This is a genomic window from Microcoleus sp. S36b_A4 (genome assembly GCF_036700645.1).
Taxonomy (GTDB): domain Bacteria; phylum Cyanobacteriota; class Cyanobacteriia; order Cyanobacteriales; family Microcoleaceae; genus Microcoleus.
Map to the genome: position 1 here is coordinate 1 of NZ_JAUBPI010000103.1, position 20,272 is coordinate 20,272.

The 20,272-nt window shown below is 45.1% G+C and carries 18 protein-coding genes, 1 tRNA gene and 1 pseudogene; 12 read left to right on the forward strand and 8 right to left on the reverse strand.

What is annotated here, in order from left to right:
* Window positions 1–100 precede the first annotated feature (100 nt).
* Both QUA03_RS24335 and QUA03_RS24340 read right to left on the reverse strand, forming a co-directional pair.
* Window positions 101–388, reverse strand: coding sequence for an ISAs1 family transposase (locus QUA03_RS24335; protein ID WP_333215689.1), 288 nt, complete (start codon window positions 386–388; stop codon window positions 101–103).
* Window positions 389–519: 131 nt separating this feature from the next.
* Window positions 520–753 (reverse strand): transposase family protein, encoded by a 234-nt coding sequence (locus QUA03_RS24340; RefSeq protein ID WP_333215691.1) that lies wholly within the window; start codon window positions 751–753, stop codon window positions 520–522.
* A gap of 437 nt (window positions 754–1,190) precedes the next feature.
* Here QUA03_RS24340 and QUA03_RS24345 point away from each other — a divergent pair, with 437 nt between their 5' ends.
* The 4 genes from QUA03_RS24345 (at window position 1,191) to QUA03_RS24360 (ending at window position 5,539) form a co-directional block, all read left to right on the forward strand.
* Window positions 1,191–1,769 carry a ferric reductase-like transmembrane domain-containing protein gene (locus QUA03_RS24345; protein WP_333215693.1) on the forward strand — a complete coding sequence of 193 codons (579 nt, stop codon included), beginning with the start codon at window positions 1,191–1,193 and terminating at the stop codon, window positions 1,767–1,769.
* A 102-nt stretch (window positions 1,770–1,871) separates the two neighbouring features.
* Window positions 1,872–3,233, forward strand: coding sequence for a WD40 repeat domain-containing protein (locus tag QUA03_RS24350; protein WP_333215695.1), 1,362 nt, complete (start codon window positions 1,872–1,874; stop codon window positions 3,231–3,233).
* A 194-nt stretch (window positions 3,234–3,427) separates the two neighbouring features.
* Window positions 3,428–3,712, forward strand: a complete 285-nt coding sequence (locus tag QUA03_RS24355) for a DUF2470 domain-containing protein (RefSeq protein WP_333215697.1) — start codon at window positions 3,428–3,430, stop codon at window positions 3,710–3,712.
* 189 nt (window positions 3,713–3,901) lie between these two features.
* Window positions 3,902–5,539 carry an AAA family ATPase gene (locus tag QUA03_RS24360; RefSeq protein WP_333215699.1) on the forward strand — a complete coding sequence of 546 codons (1,638 nt, stop codon included), beginning with the start codon at window positions 3,902–3,904 and terminating at the stop codon, window positions 5,537–5,539.
* A gap of 140 nt (window positions 5,540–5,679) precedes the next feature.
* Here the strand turns inward: QUA03_RS24360 and QUA03_RS24365 are convergent, their stop codons facing one another.
* A complete protein-coding gene (locus tag QUA03_RS24365; RefSeq protein WP_333215701.1) occupies window positions 5,680–6,756 on the reverse strand; it encodes a DUF3616 domain-containing protein in 1,077 nt (358 codons plus the stop codon).
* 509 nt (window positions 6,757–7,265) lie between these two features.
* Here QUA03_RS24365 and QUA03_RS24370 point away from each other — a divergent pair.
* Window positions 7,266–8,369: a site-2 protease family protein gene (locus QUA03_RS24370; protein ID WP_333215703.1), complete on the forward strand. Its 1,104-nt coding sequence runs from the start codon at window positions 7,266–7,268 to the stop codon at window positions 8,367–8,369.
* A 286-nt stretch (window positions 8,370–8,655) separates the two neighbouring features.
* Here QUA03_RS24370 and QUA03_RS24375 read toward each other — a convergent pair whose 3' ends face one another.
* The 3 genes from QUA03_RS24375 to QUA03_RS24385 form a co-directional block, all read right to left on the reverse strand.
* Complete coding sequence (locus QUA03_RS24375) at window positions 8,656–12,318, reverse strand: PAS domain S-box protein (RefSeq protein WP_333215704.1); 3,663 nt, start codon at window positions 12,316–12,318, stop codon at window positions 8,656–8,658.
* A gap of 409 nt (window positions 12,319–12,727) precedes the next feature.
* Entirely contained in the window at window positions 12,728–12,892 is a 165-nt protein-coding gene (locus tag QUA03_RS24380; protein WP_333215706.1) for a hypothetical protein, read from the reverse strand.
* Window positions 12,893–13,000: 108 nt separating this feature from the next.
* The gene (locus QUA03_RS24385; RefSeq protein WP_333060228.1) at window positions 13,001–13,390 is read right to left on the reverse strand and encodes an AbrB family transcriptional regulator; all 390 of its coding nucleotides are present in this window, start codon (window positions 13,388–13,390) and stop codon (window positions 13,001–13,003) included.
* A gap of 265 nt (window positions 13,391–13,655) precedes the next feature.
* On the opposite strand from QUA03_RS24385, the gene QUA03_RS24390 reads away from it, so the two are divergent.
* The 4 genes from QUA03_RS24390 (at window position 13,656) to pyrR (ending at window position 16,912) form a co-directional block, all read left to right on the forward strand.
* A complete protein-coding gene (locus tag QUA03_RS24390) occupies window positions 13,656–14,099 on the forward strand; it encodes an Rrf2 family transcriptional regulator (RefSeq protein ID WP_333077293.1) in 444 nt (147 codons plus the stop codon).
* Window positions 14,100–14,136: 37 nt separating this feature from the next.
* Entirely contained in the window at window positions 14,137–14,520 is a 384-nt protein-coding gene (locus QUA03_RS24395) for a GFA family protein (RefSeq protein WP_333215708.1), read from the forward strand.
* A 362-nt stretch (window positions 14,521–14,882) separates the two neighbouring features.
* A complete protein-coding gene (cbiB, locus tag QUA03_RS24400; protein ID WP_333215713.1) occupies window positions 14,883–15,962 on the forward strand; it encodes an adenosylcobinamide-phosphate synthase CbiB in 1,080 nt (359 codons plus the stop codon).
* Window positions 15,963–16,378: 416 nt separating this feature from the next.
* On the forward strand, window positions 16,379–16,912 hold the full coding sequence (pyrR, locus tag QUA03_RS24405) for a bifunctional pyr operon transcriptional regulator/uracil phosphoribosyltransferase PyrR (protein ID WP_333215710.1): 534 nt from the start codon (window positions 16,379–16,381) through the stop codon (window positions 16,910–16,912).
* Between the two features lie 262 nt (window positions 16,913–17,174).
* Here pyrR and QUA03_RS24410 read toward each other — a convergent pair.
* Window positions 17,175–17,247 (reverse strand) — tRNA-Ile (locus tag QUA03_RS24410).
* Between the two features lie 185 nt (window positions 17,248–17,432).
* Here QUA03_RS24410 and QUA03_RS24415 point away from each other — a divergent pair.
* Window positions 17,433–18,122, forward strand: a complete 690-nt coding sequence (locus QUA03_RS24415; RefSeq protein ID WP_333215712.1) for a hypothetical protein — start codon at window positions 17,433–17,435, stop codon at window positions 18,120–18,122.
* A 115-nt stretch (window positions 18,123–18,237) separates the two neighbouring features.
* On the forward strand, window positions 18,238–19,668 hold the full coding sequence (locus QUA03_RS24420) for a hemolysin family protein (protein WP_333215714.1): 1,431 nt from the start codon (window positions 18,238–18,240) through the stop codon (window positions 19,666–19,668).
* Window positions 19,669–19,709: 41 nt separating this feature from the next.
* Here QUA03_RS24420 and QUA03_RS24425 read toward each other — a convergent pair whose 3' ends face one another.
* Entirely contained in the window at window positions 19,710–19,970 is a 261-nt protein-coding gene (locus tag QUA03_RS24425) for a hypothetical protein (RefSeq protein WP_333215716.1), read from the reverse strand.
* A 96-nt stretch (window positions 19,971–20,066) separates the two neighbouring features.
* Here QUA03_RS24425 and QUA03_RS24430 point away from each other — a divergent pair.
* Window positions 20,067–20,272: pseudogene (locus QUA03_RS24430) on the forward strand (IS701 family transposase); the annotation flags it as partial.

Here is a 20,272-nt window from a genome sequence, read left to right on the forward strand (position 1 = left end):
TCCCGTCCATAATTCTTGATTATGCAGAGGTGGTAACTCGGATACATCAACAGTCCACACTTGTCTTTTTTCCACTCGATGATGTCCAGCTTCTACTTGCTCATGCCGGACTGTAGTCTCTGCCTAAATAATCTTCTTTTTTAGCTACTTCAAACCACTCTTTCACAGCTTGATAGAGGAGTTTTTGATTCCCGTTTAAAGCTAAAACATAATCTCCTTTTTTCTTGATAATCAGAGATGTTATGTCTTTTTGACAACCCATAGCATCTATGGTTATTACACTTCCGGCAATTTCTAACATTTCTATTAATTGCGGAACTGCTGTCAGTTCATTTGATTTTTTATCGACTTTTTTTGACCTAAAACCAATTGATGAGATGAAGACCATGCTGTAACTATATGTAGCGCTTTTTGCTGGTCATTTCGGTCATAAGATTGTTTCATTGTTTTGCCATCAATGGCAATCACGTTTAGTTCTAATTCCCCGACTATCGCATTTACCCAACTCAAAAAGCATTCTTAAAACTGTTGTGGTTCAATTCGGGCAAATACCCGACTAAATATGTCATGAGATGGTATGCCATTCGGTAATTCTAGAAAGCTTTTTAACCATTCATATTTGGCATTACCATAGGCTTCTATTGCCACCCATCCGTCGGCACCGCTGATAATAGCTAGAATCGCAATCGCTATAATATCTTTGAGTAAGTGTTCTTTACTTCTTTCTATTCTGGGGTCTTTCAAATTTGGCAAAATGTTCTAAAAAACTGGCATTTAAAATATTCATTGAAGGCAATGAATCTGTTTGTTTTTGTTGGGAAGTTACAGCTTTACTAAAACCTCTTGCCATTGATAGCACCCTAAACTACAACAAACTACATTGAAATTTAGTCGGATTTAACTGTAGCATATTTTGGGTTACAGTTAAGATGCGTTTACCCTGAGTCCTTTCTTATGGAAAGGGGGTATTATCAGTTTGTAGTTGGGCGCGATACCTAGCCAAAAGTTCAGGTAATCTCCTCAACCCAAGGTCAGCTAATTCTGACCTTTTTTTATAGGTAACAACTCAACTTTTAACCAGCTATTTTTGCGAATAAGTGTTTTAAGCTTAAAACTTAATTGACATTGCAATTTCCAAAAGCTAGCCTAGCTTCAATTGGAGTTTATCTACTTAGCAATGAGAGTAAGTTATGCAATTTTCAACGATGGATTTAGATACATTCTCTCAGGCGAGTTTCCTGGGATTTGCGGCCTTAACAGCCTATATCCTCACACTGCTTCCCACAAATTTGAGAATTGTTTTCCCTCTGACAAAAAAAACGGGCTTTCCCCAATGGCTGCTGAAATATCGGCGTTTCATTGGTCTGCTCTCTTTCTTTTTAGCTGTAGCTCACGGATTCGTCTTTTTCAAACAAAGAAACTTTGATGTCTTCGATCTCAAAACTTATTTTGTTTACTTTCAGGGAGTATCAACATTCATTATTTTTACTCTCTTGGCTATCACGTCTAATGATTGGAGTGTGAAAAGGCTCAAGAAAAATTGGAAAAAATTGCAGAGTCTCACTTACCTTGCTATGTTTTTAGTAACCTGGCATATCTGGGATAAAATGGCCGATCACTGGACATATTTAACGCCTGTTGGAATTGCAGCGATAACCGCCATAATATTTTTATTCCTCTGTCGCACCTGGATTGAGCGCCAATCTAAACCACAAAAACATCAGCCAACCGCAGACAAAGTAACAGTGCTAAATAAAAGTGTTGGATAGCATTTATCAAAGTGAGAATCCAGCCGCAACCTCCGCGATAATTTTCGGGAATTGAAATCCGGAAGTTTATTTTACATAAACTTAGTTTTGGAGGTCATGTTTATGATATCAAAAGCCGTTAAATGGAAAAGTTTAGCCTTGACATTAACAGCAGTTGTAACTGCGACGGGCATAGGCTTATACAGGTATTTTGCGGAATTAGAAACAACTGTATCGCAGTTTAAATCGGGGTTGCTCACTCAATATTCTAGCAGTTTTAAAGATAATTCAGGGTGGATTTACGCGATCGCACTCAGTCCAGACGGCAAAACTTTAGCCAGCGGGAGTTATAGTGGCATTATCAAAATCTGGAACTTGCAAACCGGCGAATTGCTTTACACCATAAAAGCACATACCGATGCAATTGAATCCCTCGCCATTAGTCCTGACGGCAATCTTCTGGCTAGCGGGAGTTGGGATAACCGGATTAAATTGTGGAATCTCAAAACCGGCATACTCATCAATACATTGAAAGGTCATGCGGATGATGTCAAGGCAATAAGTATCAGTCCGGATGGAAGGTTACTCGCTTCTGGCAGTACCGACAAAACTGTAAAATTGTGGAATTTTCCCGATGGCAAACTACTGGGCACACTTCCAGATACAGACTGGATTCAATCTGTGGCTTTTAGCCCGAACAGTAAAATTTTGGCAATCGGCAGCGAGAATGGAACTATCAAGATTTGGTGGCTTGATGATGGCGGCAATTACACCCTGACTGGGCATTCCGGGCCGGTGAACTCAGTTGCCTTCAGTCCTGACGGGAAAACTTTAGCGAGTGGCAGTGCGGATAAAAATGTTAAGCTGTGGCAGTTTACAAATGGCAAAGTTCTGCACACATTAACAGGACATTCCGACCCGGTGCAGTCAGTTGCTTTTAGCCCGGATGGACAAACTTTAGCGAGTGGCAGCTACGACAAAACTATCAAGCTGTGGAACTTAAAAACAGGCGAACTGATGACAAATTTTGCCGAGCATTCTAAGCCGGTTTGGTCAGTTGCTTTTAGCTCTCAAGATACTGTTTTAGCCAGCGGTAGCGGAGATGAAACTATTAAGCTTTGGCCTGTATCTGTCCCGATTGCGACTCAGGTTCACTCTCCAGCACCAGAGGTAGAGGCAGCACCTTCTGAAATTATCTCCTCCGGTGAAATTGCACATTTGAACCGGAAAGTTTACGACCAAATTGACAAAAGTTGGCGCTCGACTCCCACCTTCAGCACTTCATTAGTTTATCGTGTTGCCGTGAATGAAGAAGGGGTAATTACAGATTGTCAGCCGCTGAACCAAGCAGCGGGTGATTTTATTCAACAAGTTTCTCTTTCTTCCTTTCGCAATGCTGGTAAACATCAGCATTCTTCTCAATTTAAGGTAGTGTTAAAACCCTCTGGGGTGCTTGAAGTCAGCCCGTGGCAAGGGTGGAGCTAATTCTAATGATTATCTAGAAAGTTCGGTTTGATGAGGACTTTTTGACTTACTGAATCGCTCGATATTATTGTCTTCTGGTTCTTCCTTCTTTCTCCTTTTATTTCACTCATAACTCTTGATGCAATTCATCGCGGTTGAAAAGTTTGTACCGATCGCAGTACAATCGATCGATATTGCATCTGAGGAATCTCCCCATGTCAGAAACATTTTCCACTGAGATTAGCGATCGCATCTGCACTCACATGAACGAAGACCACGCTAGCGCTGTCGTGCTATATGCTCAAGCATTTGGCGACCAACCGCAGGCAACGGAAGCTCAAATGCTCGCTATTGATGCTAACGGCATGGATTTAACAGCTAAAGTCAACGACGAAACAGTGCCCGTTAGAGTAAATTTCGATCGCACTTTAAAAGACGCCGAAGATGCTCACCACACTCTCATTGAAATGGTGAAACAAGCTCGAAAAGTTGCTAAGTAGCCAACTGGTCACTATTCTGTTATAATTTTAACGTTCGCAGTACAGACTTTAGTCCGGCTAAATAGTTGTTAAGGAGTCAAGTCCTTACTACAAGCCTTAACTCCGGTTAAGTCCTTTTTAATGGCTAAAGTCCTGACTGCAAACCAAATATTTAATAAAGTTGAATATACATCTAAGATATGAAATAGAATGACAGAAAATTACCCCCAATCCAAAGAATTAGATGCCATCAATGGCGGTAAAAATAACCATTTCGAGGCACTGGTAAAGCGACTAGATTTGATGATTCGCGCCCGCTATTCGCTGCTGTACATTGTCGGCGCGGAGGAGGAACCGGTCGAAGCCGTAATTGCCCAAGTAGCGCTGCAAGTAACTCCCGCGCGCCGGGTATTGCGGTGGGATCTTGTGCGCGGCTGGGAGGATAACGGTTCTGGGAAAGGTTCGGTAATGGCGGCGCTCGATCGCGTCAGCAAAACTGCAGTTGAAGAATATACAATATTTGTACTGCGGGATTTGCACCCAATTTTGAAATATCCATACAGCGAAAAAAGCGCGGCAGTAGTGCGAGAATTGCGAAATTTAACGCGAGAATTAAAGCGCAGCAAAAAAACTATAGTTCTTACTTCTCACACGCTGGAATTACCGGAGGAATTGAAAGAAGAAGTAACAGTAATTGATTTTCCTTTGCCCAACGTCCAAGAAATCGACAGTTTAATTTCCCACGTTGTGGAAAAGCCGCAACAGTTGCAAGTTAGCGGTTTAGCAAGGGAACAGTTGGTTAAAGCTTGTCAGGGTTTGAGCCGCGCTAGAATCGGACGAGTTTTGGCTAAAGCTTTGGCCGCAAAACAGCAAATTAACGAGTCAGATATTGACGGAGTTTTGGAGGAAAAACAGCAAGCAATTCGCCAAACAGGCATTTTGGAGTTTTTTAACTCCAGAGAATCCCTAAAAAGTGTTGGCGGCTTGGAGAATTTGAAACAGTGGGTAAAAATGCGGCAAGATGCTTTTACTGATGAAGCGCGTCGCTACGGCATACCGAATCCGAAAGGAGTTTTGTTAGTAGGAATTCAAGGAACTGGCAAATCTTTATCTGCGAAAACAATAGCCTCAGAATGGCGTTTGCCGCTGCTACGATTGGATACGGGGAGATTGTTTGGCGGCGTGGTCGGGGAAAGCGAAAGTCGGGTTAGACAAATGATACAATTAGTAGAGGCGATCGCACCTTGCGTTTTGTGGATCGATGAAATAGATAAAGCCTTCGGCAACATTATCAGCGGTGGCGACGGCGATTCGGGAACTTCGCGCCGGGTATTCGGCAGTTTGATTACTTGGATGCAGGAAAAAACCAGTCCGGTGTTTATTGTTGCAACTGCAAATAACGTCAGGATTTTGCCGGCCGAGTTGCTGAGAAAGGGCCGATTTGATGAAATTTTCTTTTTGAATTTGCCCTCAGAATCGGAAAGGCAAGATATCTTTAAAGTGCATTTGCAGCGACTGCGGCCGACTAGATTGCGCGAGTTTGATTTAGAAGTTTTGGCGAAGCGCGCTGAGAATTTTAGCGGTGCAGAAATCGAGCAAGTTGTAATAGATGGATTGTATCGAGCCTTTGGCACTTTTGTCAACGGACAGCGCCGGGATTTGATGACGGAGGATATTTTGAGGTCGATCGAGGATACAGTACCTTTAGCTGCGATCGCGCGATCGCAAATTGAAGATTTGAAGCGTTGGGCGGCGGAAGCGGGCGCGAGAACAGCTTCTAACGATACTCACTTAATTGATGAATTGAAACGCTACAGCCAGCGGCGAAGGGATGCGATCGACAATTAACCCCACTTGTAGGGTACGTCAGTTAAGGTCGAATTAATTCTCCCAAAAATCCCATCTGACGCACCTTCCTAATCGCATGGTGCATCCGTTCATGGGTGATTAATTATCCCAAATATCTCCCATTATGACGCAGCATACTACTACAAACCCAACCTAAAAACATCAGCCAGGATAGAATTTTTTTCAATTATTCTCCCCGCATCCGGCGAATCGTAAACCACTAACAGCGAATTCTGCCCGTCCAAATAGGGAAACAGGCTCAATCCCTCAGCATTGTCCGTACCAACCTTAAAAGGCAAGTCGAACAATACCTCCAAATCTCCCCCATCTTGTCCACTAATACTGTCGCCCGATCGCCCTAAAATTTCCTTCAACCGAAAAACCCTTGTCGCCCCAGATAAAGTCATCGTCGGCCCGGCTAAAACAATCAAATCTTCCCCATTCCAGCACAATTCTCGCACCCCCAAACCGTTTAAATCAAGAAAATGTTTGTTGTACAATTTCCCTCCTTTCCCAATTTCCTTAAGCCTTAAAACTCCCGGTTCTGCCTCTTCAACTTCTATTTCTAAAATTATCGCCCAACCCCGCAGCACCGGCCCCCGCAAACCGAGCAAAATGCGATCGCCCCGCACCGCCAACCCTTCAATATCAAAGCCATTTTCTTTACTCGGAATCGGCACAGATAAATACAAGCCGAGGTGGGTGTCATCTTTGAGCGCGTCTGTCAGCAAATTGCCCGTTTCTGTCCGCTGCAGACATCCCGCTTTAAGTCGAGTTTCGGGATTGCTTGAAGGGGAAATTGACTCGCACAAAATTCCGTCTTTCATAGGAATGCGCGCCAGCAAATAGCGGTTGACCTCTGTCTCGATTTGTGCTAATTTTTCAATATCTTTGTCGGCGTCTTTGCCTTTAGTTTTTTTGCGTTTTGTGCTGTGAGAACCGACCAGCCAAAGATAATCGCTGCTGAAATCCATGCCTTCGATATCGATTTCGCATTTTCCAGGTAGATCGATAAAATCTGCGATCGCAAATCTTTGATGTTCTCCAAAAATATGAGGCGCGACAAGCGACAAACGCTCGATCGAAGTCGTCTCATCGGAACCCAGCCACAAATGGCCGTCTGGAGTTGAAGCGACAGCGGATAAGTCTGTAATGATATCAGCGACTTCGCTGTTGAATTGCAGTAGCAGCCGGCCGAGCAAAAAAGATTCTGGCATAATTATCAGGATCAAAACTATTCTTAGGGTAAGTCATTATAGTTAAACCTGCTTGAAACTGCGATCTTGCCACAGGTGTAATAGTCCGCCATGAATTACTTCTCCGTCTCAAAGCTGGCATTCCGTTAAAACTGAGAGGTTGCACCATTCTCAATAAAGCTTTTACGGGCGGGCTAGGAGCAAGGGCCACAAGAACATTTAATTTTTGTGGAACAGGCATCTTGTCTGTTCATGACAGAGGTGCAAGATTTGAGTTAAAACCGACTGAAAACAAAAACAGAAAATTAAAAAAGATATCCTCCTCAAGCCTCATAGCAAAAACTTCCGTTTTGAGATAAGAATATTTAACCCCTAGCGGGCAAAACCGCAGTCGGCGGTAATTATTCAGCAAACCGAACCTCCACAGACGGATAACACCCTAATTGAAGCATTAACATCGCCGTTACGTTTCGTTACGATAAGGAGACAGAGAGAAAAACCTCTCATTCGTAAAATCAGAGGTAGCCATTATGAACGGTACATTTCGCGTCGGCAACCTGTTTGGGATTCCCTTCTTTGTCAACGCATCTTGGTTTTTAGTTCTGGGTTTAGTAACCTGGCAGTACGGCGGCGCATTAGCTGCCCTGTTTCCCACATTGGGCCCCGTAGCGCCCTGGATGCTGGGATTATTCACAGCGTTACTGTTATTTGCTTCCGTCTTAGCCCACGAATTAGGACACAGTTGGGTAGCCATTAAACAGGGAATTGGCGTGAAATCGATTTCGCTATTTCTGTTTGGCGGACTGGCTAATTTAGAAAGAGAATCTAAAACCCCAGCCGAAGCATTTTGGGTAGCCATTGCAGGCCCGTTGGTTAGCTTATTTTTATCCGGTTTGTTAACAGCGATCGGCATCGGTGCTGGTCTCACAGGCCCTGCAGCGGCCATCGTCGGACTTTTAGCTTCCATCAACTTAGTTTTAGCCTTATTTAACTTAATTCCCGGTTTGCCCCTCGACGGCGGCAACATCCTCAAAGCAATTGTCTGGAAAATTACTGGCAATCCTTACAAAGGTGTAATTTTTGCTAGTCGCGTTGGTCAAATAATTGGTTGGATTGCCATTGCTACAGGCATCTTTGGCAATATTTGGAATCTAGTAATCGGTTGGTTCTTACTGCAAAATGCCGGTCAATCTGCCCAATATGCCACAGTCCAAAATCAACTGGCAGGCCTGACAGCCGCAGATGCTGTTACCCCCGAAAGTCCGATCGTCTCCCAAGACTTGTCCCTCAGAGAATTTGCCAACAACTACGTGATCGGTAGCACTCAAACCTGGCGCAGATTCCTGGCAACAGATGATGCCGGACAATTGGTAGGTGCGATCGACCTTGATGACCTCAAAACCATTCCTACCGGACGCTGGCCCGAAGTTTTGGTTAAAGAACTCCTGAAGCCGATCGAATTTTCCACAACAGTCAAACCAGAATTATCCCTCCTCGAAGTCGTCACCCTTCTGGAACAACTCAAAGTACAAGAACTCCCCGTCATTCGCGAAAATGGTGTCCTCGTCGGACTTGTAGAAAAAGCTGAAATTGCCCGCCTGTTACAAAGACGAGCCGAAGCGAACCCTGCTTGATATCCTCCGATACTTGACAAATAAGAGTTAACCCCCTCGATTTCCCCTTACCAAAAGGGCGATCGGGGGGGTTAACTCTAGCTTGAAAAAAGTCAATTCAAACACTCAATTATTAGCAGCAAATCAAGCATGATAATTATCGGAGTGTATTGAGCATCTGAGCGAGGATTTTATGCCGTATCATGACTATTGTGGCAGTCGCTAAAATAACTGTTTTGGGAGCATCAATGCAGAACAGCTACTTTATAGATAAGGTGAGCTTAGCCGCACCCGAAAACTCAGCAATCTACAGCTCAATTTCCGCAATCAAATCTAGTATTTTTTGATAATCAAAATTATATAGATGATTCCTCAGAACTTCCGCAAAAACATCATTATCGCTGCCGATTTCCTCAATAGTTGTGGCAATCAAGTCGAAGTCAGCCTCACGAACTGCCTGTTTTAGATTCCTCGTCCATTCTGGGGAAACTTTTGGCTTGGAGTCCAGCGTAAATATTGCAGCACTATCAGATATTTTTTCTTGTAGCATACTTGAACTCTGCGATAAATCATTGACTTCAACATATTTATTGATGACTTCACCAGCACCCACTGCGGTAACAACTTGAATATCAAACTTGAAGACCGTCCCTTGTCCCACTTCGCTCTCGACGGTAATGTCGCCGCCCATTAATCTTATGAACTCGCGGCTGATGTTTAATCCTAAACCCGTACCTGTTTGAACTTGCTTTTCTGATGAGGTTTGCACCAATAATTCAAATAGGCTTTCTAATTTTTTCGGGAAAATACCAACTCCTGTATCGGCTATTTCAAACCCAATAAAAATAGTTTTTTGAGGTTCTCCAATATTTAAGTAGTTTTTGGTAGGCTTATTGATTCCTAATTGTTTGTGCCATACTGTGACGGAAACTGAACCTGTTTCGGTAAATTTAACCGCATTGTCTAAGATGTTTATCAGCACTTTTCTCAGCTTAATATCATCAGTTTGCACGTATTGGGGGACATCGCAAGAGCAGTCAATAATTAATTGCAATCCTTTATTTGCCGCCCGAATCTGAAACATATTTTGCACATCCCCCAGCAAGCGGTAAAAGTCAAAAACTTTGGCGTTGAGTGTCATGCGCCCAGCTTCTATTTTAGATAAGTCTAAAACTTGATTGATCAGTTGAAGCAGGTGTTCTCCGCTGCGGCGAATAATTTTGATATTTTCTTGTTCCGGCAAAGTTAAATTAGCGCTTGGTTCCATTAATTGAGCGAAGCCGAGAATGGCGTTGAGGGGGGTTCGCAATTCGTGGCTCATGTTGGCGAGAAAGAGGCTTTTAGTTTTGTTGGCAGCTTCTGCGGCTTCTTTAGCTTGTTGAAGTTCTTGTTCTGCTTGTTTGCGATCGCTCGTATCAATGATTATGCCGTGCCAGACAATATCTCCATTTTCGCGCAATTCTGGTCGAGAATAGCCTTGCAGCCATTTGAGTTTTCCCGATGCTGTCACAATCCGCCACTCGTGGGAAAATGGTTCTAGATCAGTGGCACTTTTGACAAATGCCTCGAAGTGGCTGGAGCGATCGTCCGGGTGTATTTGTTCGTAGAGTAAAGCAGAGTTGTTCTGGATTTCCTCCGGCTCTAATTCTTGAATTTCTCGGCATAGAGGACTGATATATTCCATCTTGACTGAGCCGTCGGGATGCTGCACGAATATGTAAAGTTCTCCGGGAACAGTGTTCGCTAATTTGTGAAACAGAGCTTCGCTTTTTTGCAAGGCTAATTGTGCTTGTTTGCGATCGCCAATATCAATCCCAAATCCAAACAAAAAATCGAGGCTGCCACCTTCGTCGAGCACCGGTGTGCCGTACCACTCGACTAACAAAGTTCGATCGTCAGAAGTGAGAATGCGATGTTCGTTAACCGTTTGCTCCCGCGCTGTTACGCCCGTAAAAATTGAATGTAATCCGGCTCGATCGCTTGGGGGTACAAATGTCGCTAAGTAATCCTTGCCTACAACTTCTGTGGCAGTATAGCCCACCGCTTCCAGGATACTGTGATTCGCCAGCAGGATTTTACCCTCAGAGTCGATCGCCACAAAAAAAATCGGGGAATTTTCGATAATCTTTAAGTTAAAGTCGCGCTCTTGACGGATAATTTTTTCAGCTTGCTTGCGCTCCTCAATTTCGAGCTGCAAGCGGGCATTGATCGAGGCTAGCTCGATCGTGCGATCGACTACTTCAATTTCCAGAGTACGGTTGTAGTCAGCCAATATTTGCTCTGCCTGTTTGCGAGCCGTGATATCTTTAAACACAGTAAGAACATAAAGGATATTCCCCGCACCGTCAAACACCGGCAGCGCTCGCACTTCCAAACGAATATTTTTCCCGTCTCGGCGAATATCCATATCTTCCGCAATCACCTCGAAGCCACTCAACGCCCGCACAAACGGCATTTGCTCGGCAGGGTACAGTTGATTAGTGCCTGTTATATAAATTTGATAAGCTTGTGGTAGCTCTTGTGCGGTAGCATCGGGCATTTCTCCTCTACCCAATATCTGCTCACCCGCCGAATTCATGAAAATAACTGCGCCGCGCGGATTCATCGCCGAGACTCCAACAGGCAAATTTTCTACCAGTTGGGCAAATTTTTCTTCACTTTCTGCCAAAGCTTGAAAAGACTGTTTCAGTTGAGCTGCCATCTCGTTAAAAGACTGGGCTAATTCGCCGACTTCCTCAAGCCTACTGACAGTAACAGGGCGATCAAACTCTCTGGCGGCAATATCTTTAGCTGCTTCGTTGAGCCGCAGCAGCGGCAGCGTTACCCACCTCGCCGTCAGCACTCCGGCAATTGTCGATAGCAGCAGCGCCGCCAAACAAAGTAAAATTGTAGCGCGCGTATTTTTGTTAATTTGCCCCATAAAATCGGATTCGGGAACTGCGATCGCAATCAGCCAGTTCAAACCGTAAACATCAGAAAAAGGCAGCACTTCCACAAAATATTCCTTCCCATCTCGGCTAAATTTCAGTTGCTGCCGCTGCTTAATGTCGCCAAACCCCCCGAAGTGTTCGTACAAATATTTAGCTGCGGTGCGAATGACAGGAGTTTGGCTGTCTAAAACATTCACCCGCTGCAGTTGCTGCTTTCCAGACATCTTCCTAAAGGGTGATTCTTGACTCGAACTGGCAACCAGCAAGCCAGATCGTTCGATCGCGAAAATTTGTCCCGTTTTGCTAAGCTTAATGCGATGCAGATATTGCTCAAGCTCCGAAAGCGAAAAGTCTACGCCACAAACTCCCAGCAATTTACCATTTCGATCGCGAATCGGTTGGCTGCCAGCAATAAAAACAGTCCCAGGATTAAAACCCGGATAAATGCTCGTCCAAATCGGTTTATTAGCTGCGACAGCTTCTTTGTACCAGGGACGGAGACGGGCATCGTAGGTTCTGGGTTCTGCCTTTAATTTAGCGGTGCGAGTGCCTAGGCTGTCTGTAGCGTAGTAAATGCTCTGAAACTTGGTAGACTTGTTTGCCGCGACAATTTGCAAGCTGTTATCCGTGGGGTTGCGCCAAATTCCGAGATATTCTCCTGATTTTTCCGCACCGAGGGAAATCCACTGAATGCTTTTAAACGAGCGCATTTGCTGCCAGAGGAACTTCTCTCCCCGAGGCTGCGGCTTTTCTAACTGTAAGTTTAATTCACCGCGCTCGATCGCTTCAGCGTTAAGTTGATTTACCCACTGGGTAGGTTCGAGAAAAGAAATCAGCTTTTCTTCAACTCTCTTTCCCGTCTCCGCGATCAATTTATCCGCGAGTTCTTCGACTGCTTTGTCTCCGTTGCGAAAGGACAGATACCCGACAATCCCGACTACGGCGACAATTTGCAGCACAAAAGATGCCACTAGAAGGTGACGCAGGGAGATTTTTGTTTGGTGTTGAGAAGTTTTACTCGCGAATCGGGGCAACGGCATAGGCTGATGGCTAATTGCTCCCTAACACTTTAACTGTTCCAGCCTGTAATTTCACTCTGACGGGGCGATCGAGGTGTTTCCTTGCCCTCAAAACCCCTCGCATACAGACACAAATCACGAGCAAGCACGAGACTTATACAATTTTAGATTTTAGATTTTAGATTTTAGATTAAATAATTCCGAATGAATGATGAAGCTCTTGCTTTCGAGCTTCGCTACAGTTGCACTCTTTTTTTCAACGAGTATGACGCACTGTTAGCTGAGAATACCTCCGCCATTTTCTTGCTTTCGTGAGTTTCCTAGCTCAACCAAACCTGATTCTTGCGTGGAACCTCGACCATCGAAACTCAACATTCATCCGTTAAATCCGCTATACAATCCCTTGGTGAACATCCATGCGTTACATCCGTTACATCCGGTAGCACAATCCGTTGCCGAACTTCTCTTTAACAGCTACGCGGAAAATCCCCCGCTTGTCCAAACGGATAGAGCGAGGGGCGAGAATAGGTATTCTCGGAAAATATAAAGTAGTGGCAGTGGCTGTTGTCGAGCCATTGCCATCTATAGAAGCCATACTATTTGAGGCTCACAAAAAGATTTCAGAGCCAATTGTCTGCTTGCAGTCAATGCTTGAAGTCAAACCAACCTGTTCAAGCAAGAAGTCAAAGCAAGTCGTAAAGGCCTAGGCTACTTCTTCTTCTCGATCAATTTGGCGCAGGTGAATGTGCTTGCGTCCCAGAGAGATTTCAAATTCATCTCCTGGCTGGAGTTCCATCTGTTTGGTGTAGGCAGCTCCAATCAGTAAGTTGCCGTTAGATTGAACGCTAATCCGATAGCTGGCAGAGCGTCCGCCACGTCCATTGCCGTTTTGCTTCCCGTCTAGCTGAATGCCTTCTGCATCAATCAGCGCATTGAGGAATTTCATCATGTTGACCCGTTCTACGCCGTTCTTGGTAACGGTGTAGTAGCCACAGGCTCTAGCTTTTTCTTCCTTGGTAAGGTTCTCTAGGTCTTTGACCTTTTTGATCAGATCTTCGCCTTCAAGGGGTTCGATATTTTTCTTTTTAGCCATTTACTGAGTCCTGAAATATTCAACTGGTGTACGGATTTTTTCTCGGTTGGTTTTTGGTTTGACCAAGAAACTTTAGCTTTATAGCTGGTCGTAAAACTATATTACACCGATCGGCTCAATTGTTAACCACTATTATCTAAATATTTTTAACAACCTGCAGTATTTCTTGAGGAGTAGCTGCAACCGATGCGAGCAATCTCTAAACTCGGTAGCATAAGCTATCAGCTATCAGCTAGCTGAATATTTGCCCCGCTCTTAAAATCCCATGAAGTTAACCACACGCGGACACTACAGTGTCAAAGCATTACTGGATCTAAGTTTGCAACCTCGCTATGGCCCGACATCGGTGAAATCGATAGCGAAGCGACAGGAGTTACCTGCTCCGTATCTAGAAAAATTGCTGATTGAAATGCGACGAGCCGGTTTAGTCCAATCTGTTCGGGGTTCCCAAGGAGGATATCAATTGGCCCGCCAGCCCGCTCAAATCTCTTTAGGACAAATCTTAGAGGCTGTAGGTGAAACTATTGAACCTTTACCTCGACATTTTCCCGACGCGACGCAAGCAGAGGACTGGGTAACATTCAGTTTGTGGAACCGATTGCACAAAAAACTTGCCGAAGCGCTGTACAGTATTTCCCTCGAAGACTTATACTATGATGTCCGCAGTTGGCAAGCGGCTCTTGGCGAAGAAACTAGCTTTATCATTTAAATGGTAAGTTCATTCATTCGATCGCCAGCAAGCACACATGGACGCAACACTTGTTACTTACTTTGGTGGCTGTCACTGCGGAGCTGTCCGCTTCCGTGTCGCCGTTGACAAACACGAAGCATCAGATTGCAACTGCTCTATCTGCAAAAAGAAGGGATTTTTGCACCTCATTGTGCCGCCGGAACGTTTTACCTTGCTCAGTGGCCAAGATGTTTTGACCACCTATACATTTAATACAGGAACTGCTCAACATACTTTCTGCGGAATTTGCGGCATTCACTCGTTCTATCGCCCCCGATCGCATCCCGATCATTTCGATGTCAACGTCCGTTGTCTTGACTCAGATGCCATCGAACACTTTCAGATCCTACCCTTTGACGGTGTTAATTGGGAGGAGAACGTACACTTGCTCGGCGACTAAACTAATCTCAGCAGTTAGAGCAACCACGCCTGATGATGATGAGGTTTTGAATTGCTCAAACCCTTGCCTTTATTGCTTCTTCCTTCTTCCTTCTACAATAAAATCGCCCCTCAAAAAATCAAAGTCTGCAAGGGTAGCAGGAGTTAAAATCTGCTCTCTGGGGCGATTGCTCCTGCTCTGACAATCAAGGAAGATGCTTCGAGTCCCCGGAGGCATCCGTGGAGCGAGAAAAAACCTCCTCGCTCCCCATCGCAAGTCCCCGGATTGATCGGTGGGGTCGCTTTCTTCAATTCCTTAATCTAAAATCTAAAATCTAAAATCTAAAATCGATTGACGGACTATCAAGTTTGACACAATATATAATGATGCCGGATGAATTTCCTGTTTTGATTTTAGCTGCGGTGTTGGATTATTCGATCGGCGATCCTTGGGGTTGGCCACATCCCGTGCAGGCGATGGGTTGGGCGATTGACCGCTATACTCGACTTGTCTTTAATATATGGAATAATCCCGCAGGCAAAATGCCTGAAGCAGAGGATCGTCCCGCTGGCGATCGGCACAAACTGCTGCTACGATGTGCTGGTACAATACTAGCGATCGGGCTGATTGTAGGCAGTTATACTGTCAGTTGGTCGATCGTCCAAGCTGCTAGTTGGGTGCATCCTGTTTTAGGTATTGCCATACAGACCATTTTGCTGGCAAGCTGTTTTGCCGGTCGCAGTTTGAGGGCGGCAGCAGAGGATGTGCTAGCACCTTTAAATGTTGGAGATTTAGTCAAGGCGCGAGAAAGGTTGAGCCTTTACGTCGGCCGGGATACCGAAAACTTATCCGAGCCAGAAATTCTGCGAGCATTGTTAGAAACTGTAACAGAGAATGCAGTCGATGGCGTGACAGCACCGCTATTTTATGCCTTACTTGGGTTCGCTCTGCCGCATCTATTATTAAGTGTTACCGGTTCGCCGATCGATCCTAACTCGATGTGGGCGACTGCTATAGTCCCCTTGGCGATCGCTTACAAAGCAGCCAGCACATTAGATTCTACGATCGGCTACAAAGAAGCCCCATACACAGATTTAGGATGGTTTAGCGCCAAACTAGAAGACGTGCTGACGTGGATTCCTTGCCGGCTAACAGTGATTACTTTAGCCGTTATATCGGGCAAACCGATTTACATTTGGCAAATTTGTCAGAGAGATGCTGTTAAAGATGCCAGCCCCAATTCCGGTTGGAGCGAGTGCGTTTACGCCGCCATCTTGGGAGTACAACTAGGAGGTACTAATTCCTATCGCGGAGTTCTCAAACACAAACCGCTGTTAGGCGAGCCGGATCACCCTATCACAGCGCCGCTAATTTGCCAAGCATTGCAATTAACTCGGTATTGCTTTCTGATTTGGTTGGGACTATCATTGCTTTTTTATACCTTATTATGTTTGAGCCGCTAACTGATGACCTCACCCGAACAGTCCAGGAGACATAAATAACGTATTTCTGCCATTGTTCGCGCTCCAAGCATTGCAATCGCAGCATCTGCTTTTCATCCGTTCTGGGTAAGCCCAGCAGAAGACAGATATAAGCCACCGACAGAAGCAAAAAAAGTTTTGACCCAAAGCATCCAGGATACAAGCCCCCGGATTCATCCGTCCAGAAATAAAAAACCTGTATCCGATCAACAAGCCCCCGAATTTATCCGTGGGGTCAATGCTAAAATCTAAAATCTAAAATCTAAAATCTAAAATCTAAAATCGATTGACCTTTGTTCAAACCCCTAGATTCCTCTGTCAAGTCAATCTAAAACCTCAAATCTAAAATCTCCAATTGTTCGATATGCCAACAGCCAACAATTAGCTCGCAGCAACCCATGACTAAAATTATCGAAATTTTATCCCCTGATGAAGTGAGGCGCACTCTCACGCGCGTCGCTTCCCAGATTATCGAAAAATCAGGGAACCCCTCGGAGTTAGTGCTGTTGGGCATTCATAGTAGAGGAGTGCCTTTAGCTCAAATTTTGGCAGATCAAATTGAAGTGCTCGAACAAGTCAAAGTACCCGTGGGCGCTTTGGATATTACCTTTTACCGAGATGACTTGGATCGAGTTGCGATGCGGACACCGGCTAAGACAGAAATTCCTTTCGATTTGACGGGCAAAACCGTGGTGTTGGTAGATGACGTTATATATAAAGGCAGAACGAGTCGAGCAGCTTTGAATGCGGTAAACGATTACGGGCGGCCGGAGAAAATTTGGTTAGCGGTATTAGTCGATCGTGGCCACCGAGAAGTACCGATTCAGCCAGATTTTACGGGTAAAAAGTTGCCGACTGCAAAGGAAGAACAAGTTAAGGTTTACGTTCAAGATCTCGACGGGCGCGACGGAGTGGAGTTAATTAAGGGATAATAGGATTTTAGATTTTAGATTTTAGATTTTAGATTGGGCACAAATGACTGTTAAACAAAGTCCAGCTAAATAAACTACTTAGGGTGCGCTGTAACTAGCGCGTCAAGCCACTTTTTGCGTCCATCACCGAGCAAAATACTTCGTTTCCGCCCGCTGACAACGTAAAAAACCCGGTTTCTACCAGAATAGGGGCTTTTGGGTAAGCAAGCCTCTAGGAAGAAACGGGGTTTTTCGCGCGCTGAGCGTCCTAAATTATGAAAAATCGGCAGTGCAGGAGTTGAACCTGCCTGGGGCGAATTATGAGTTCGCTGCCTAAACCGCTCGGCCAACTGCCGTTAAGTCGATTTGTTCGACCTAACTGAAAATGAATTATAACATAATTTCTCAGTCCGTGCTAGAACTAGAGAACAAAAATCAAAATCTTTAGATCTGCTGAGTCCCGATCGCCTGTGAGCCAATGTTAGGCAAGCCGATCGACCGGGCCAAGCAGTTTCTAGGACTCGGCATAAACTTATAGGCAATGGCAGTGAATTCGACGGTAGTTCTGACTCTAATTCTGCTCGCTCTCATGTTTGGAGCAGGCGTGACGAGTTCTGTTTGGGGATTTACTATAGGTCGCGAAGCCTTGCAAGGAACGACTCAACCCGATGTTCGTCCCAGCAACAATGCTGGCAACGGCAAGCCTGGAAAGACGGCTAGTAAAGACCAAGTGAGCATTTTGAAAGAAAAAGACATTCTCACAACCGTCAAAGCACGGGTAGAAGGTCGCGATCCCGAAAAAACGGCCGGGGCAAATACTAAAACAGAGAAGGCAAGCTCTAAACCAGCCGCGGCAAAAAAACCGGCTGCACAAAATGCTAGCGCCAAGTTTCCCCTGAACAGTCGCGACGGAGGAATAACCCTGGAAGTGAGCGCGGCCAGTCAGCGCAACAATTCCATGCTGCTAGACGTGAGCATGAAAAATGAAGGCTCGCAAGCTGTGAGGTTTCTCTACAGTTTCTTGAACGTCACTGACGATCGTGGCAGGGCCCTGAGCGCGACTGCCGAGGATTTGCCGTCGGAACTGCCCCCCAACGGGCAGGTGTTTTACGGTACGGTGAGTATTCCCACAGCTTTGCTGGAAAATGCTAAGGAAGTTTCGCTGACGCTGACAGATTATCCAGGTCAAAAACTTCAGTTGCAAATATCTGGCATTCCAGTGGCGAAGTAAAACAAAAGGAGCAAAACCTCCAAAGGGATTCTCACGTTTGATCGAGAAAGTTTTTTTAGGGAGCATTGTGTCACTTTTAGGGGCGAGAGTGCAGGACATATCTGATTTACCCGCGATGAGTTGGACAGAGGTGCTGTCGCGGTTGCTGTCAGTGCTGTTGCTGATTGCGATCAATGCTTTTTTTGTGGCGGCTGAGTTTTCGATGGTGACGGTACGCCGATCGCGCATCAATCAGTTAGTGGAAGCTGGCGATGTGGCAGCTTTAACTGTGCAATCTTTGCAGCAAAGTATTGAGCGATTGCTCTCGACAATGCAGTTGGGAATAACTCTTTCTAGTTTAGCTCTCGGCTGGATTGGGGAAAGTACGATCGCCGTGCTAGTCCGAATGTCGATCGGCTATTTGCCGCTGCCAATTTACATCAAGTCGGCGATCGCCCATTCTTTTAGCATATCAATAGTAACTTTTTTGTTGCTAGCTTACGTGCAAATCGTACTGGGCGAACTTTTTCCCAAATCTGTAGCGTTGCTGCATTCCGAACAGCTAGCCAGAAGTTTAGGGCCTCCGAGTTTATTGATTGCCCGTGTGTTCAAGCCCTTTGTGTCGTTTCTCAATCAATCTACTCGATCGCTCTTGCGGTTTGCGGGCATCGAATACGATCTAAGGCACCGGCCGGTTACTCCCGAAGAATTGCAATTAATTATAGCTACCTCCAGCGAATCCAGCGGCTTGGAAGCAGAAAAGCGAGAATTGCTCAACAACGTGTTTGAATTTGGCGAAGTTTGGGTAGAAGAAGTAATGGTGCCCAGGCCTAGCATTGTCGCACTTCCCAAGACGGCAACCTTTCAAACTTTGCTCGACGAAATGGCGATTTCTCACCATTCCCGCTATCCCATGACGGGAGATTCTTTAGACGACATTATCGGCATTATTGGTTTCAAACAACTGGCAAAACCCCTAGCTGAAGGTTTGCTATCTCCCGATACGCCAATTTTACCTTGGATGCGTTCGGTGAGGTTTGTACCGGAGATGATGCTGCTGGGGGAACTGCTGCCTTTGATGCAGAGTTCGTCGGAAGAAATTGCGATCGTAGTCGATGAATTTGGCGGCATTTCCGGGTTAGTTACACTGCGGGATTTGATAGCCGAAATTATCGGCCGCAGCTACGAGTCGCCCGACAGCAAAGAAATTGCTTTGCAAGTATTGGACGATCGCACTTATTTAGTGCAAGCGCAGTTAAATTTAGATGATGTGAATCAAATATTGAATGTGGATCTGCCAGTAACTGACGAATATCAGACAATTGGAGGTTTTCTGAGTTATCAGTTGCAAAGAATGCCGGCAGTGGGGGAAGTTTGGCGCGGAGAAAATGTGGAACTTACGGTTGTTTCTGTGTGCGGGCCGCGGTTGGATCAAATTCAAATTCACTTGTTGTCAGAGGCGGCGGGCGATCGAGCTTTAGATGGAATTGCAGCAGCGGATGAGGAAGTTGTGGGGAAAGGGCGAAAGAATAGCGGGGTAAGTAGTGTGGCGAAAATTTCTAGTTGAGCATATTTTAGCGGTATCGGCTCAATAAGTAGCAGGGTGGATTAATTGTCAAAAGAGTAAACCAGTGGGGAAAGGCTATTTGCTGACGAGTACGCGCGAGATTTAATTGGTTGGTCTTGATGAGATAAACCGAAAAGTAATTCGCTAACATATTCAAGTTGATTGGCCATAAATCTTAAAGCTTCAGGAAGTGTACTTGTACCGAGCATCCGAGCTAGAAATAGTAAAAATTGTCTGACCATTGCCCAGTTCGCAGGTGCATTGCCACCTCGATGGATGCAGTTATCCTCATTTAACGTCACATCTTTAACCCAATGCAGCCGATTCTCTATTAACCCTCTTTTGTCACTCTCGTGGTAGTATAAGCAGTGACACACCTCAAAAGCATTGCCAGTCCTATGGTAGAGCCTCGTCAACCAGTACCCACAGTCAACTTTATAGATGAATACTGTCAAATTTATCAAAACATATTTCCAGAAGTTAGGAGCTTTGAAGCTTTTAAGTACTTACATGTCGGTATGATATCAGACATAAAACGCAAAACACTACCATCAATAGCGAAAGTTATAGGGCTAGATAATCATCAAGCATTACACCATTTTTT

Bases quoted from the DNA above. Each gene is read 5' to 3' on its own strand.
- QUA03_RS24335 (WP_333215689.1), bottom strand. From the start codon at position 388: ATGGTCTTCATCTCATCAATTGGTTTTAGGTCAAAAAAAGTCGATAAA.
- QUA03_RS24345 (WP_333215693.1), top strand. From the start codon at position 1,191: ATGCAATTTTCAACGATGGATTTAGATACATTCTCTCAGGCGAGTTTC.
- QUA03_RS24350 (WP_333215695.1), top strand. From the start codon at position 1,872: ATGATATCAAAAGCCGTTAAATGGAAAAGTTTAGCCTTGACATTAACA.
- QUA03_RS24355 (WP_333215697.1), top strand. From the start codon at position 3,428: ATGTCAGAAACATTTTCCACTGAGATTAGCGATCGCATCTGCACTCAC.
- QUA03_RS24360 (WP_333215699.1), top strand. From the start codon at position 3,902: ATGACAGAAAATTACCCCCAATCCAAAGAATTAGATGCCATCAATGGC.
- QUA03_RS24365 (WP_333215701.1), bottom strand. From the start codon at position 6,756: ATGCCAGAATCTTTTTTGCTCGGCCGGCTGCTACTGCAATTCAACAGC.
- QUA03_RS24370 (WP_333215703.1), top strand. From the start codon at position 7,266: ATGAACGGTACATTTCGCGTCGGCAACCTGTTTGGGATTCCCTTCTTT.
- QUA03_RS24375 (WP_333215704.1), bottom strand. From the start codon at position 12,318: ATGCCGTTGCCCCGATTCGCGAGTAAAACTTCTCAACACCAAACAAAA.
- QUA03_RS24380 (WP_333215706.1), bottom strand. From the start codon at position 12,892: ATGGCTTCTATAGATGGCAATGGCTCGACAACAGCCACTGCCACTACT.
- QUA03_RS24385 (WP_333060228.1), bottom strand. From the start codon at position 13,390: ATGGCTAAAAAGAAAAATATCGAACCCCTTGAAGGCGAAGATCTGATC.
- QUA03_RS24390 (WP_333077293.1), top strand. From the start codon at position 13,656: ATGAAGTTAACCACACGCGGACACTACAGTGTCAAAGCATTACTGGAT.
- QUA03_RS24395 (WP_333215708.1), top strand. From the start codon at position 14,137: ATGGACGCAACACTTGTTACTTACTTTGGTGGCTGTCACTGCGGAGCT.
- cbiB (WP_333215713.1), top strand. From the start codon at position 14,883: ATGATGCCGGATGAATTTCCTGTTTTGATTTTAGCTGCGGTGTTGGAT.
- pyrR (WP_333215710.1), top strand. From the start codon at position 16,379: ATGACTAAAATTATCGAAATTTTATCCCCTGATGAAGTGAGGCGCACT.
- QUA03_RS24415 (WP_333215712.1), top strand. From the start codon at position 17,433: ATGGCAGTGAATTCGACGGTAGTTCTGACTCTAATTCTGCTCGCTCTC.
- QUA03_RS24420 (WP_333215714.1), top strand. From the start codon at position 18,238: ATGAGTTGGACAGAGGTGCTGTCGCGGTTGCTGTCAGTGCTGTTGCTG.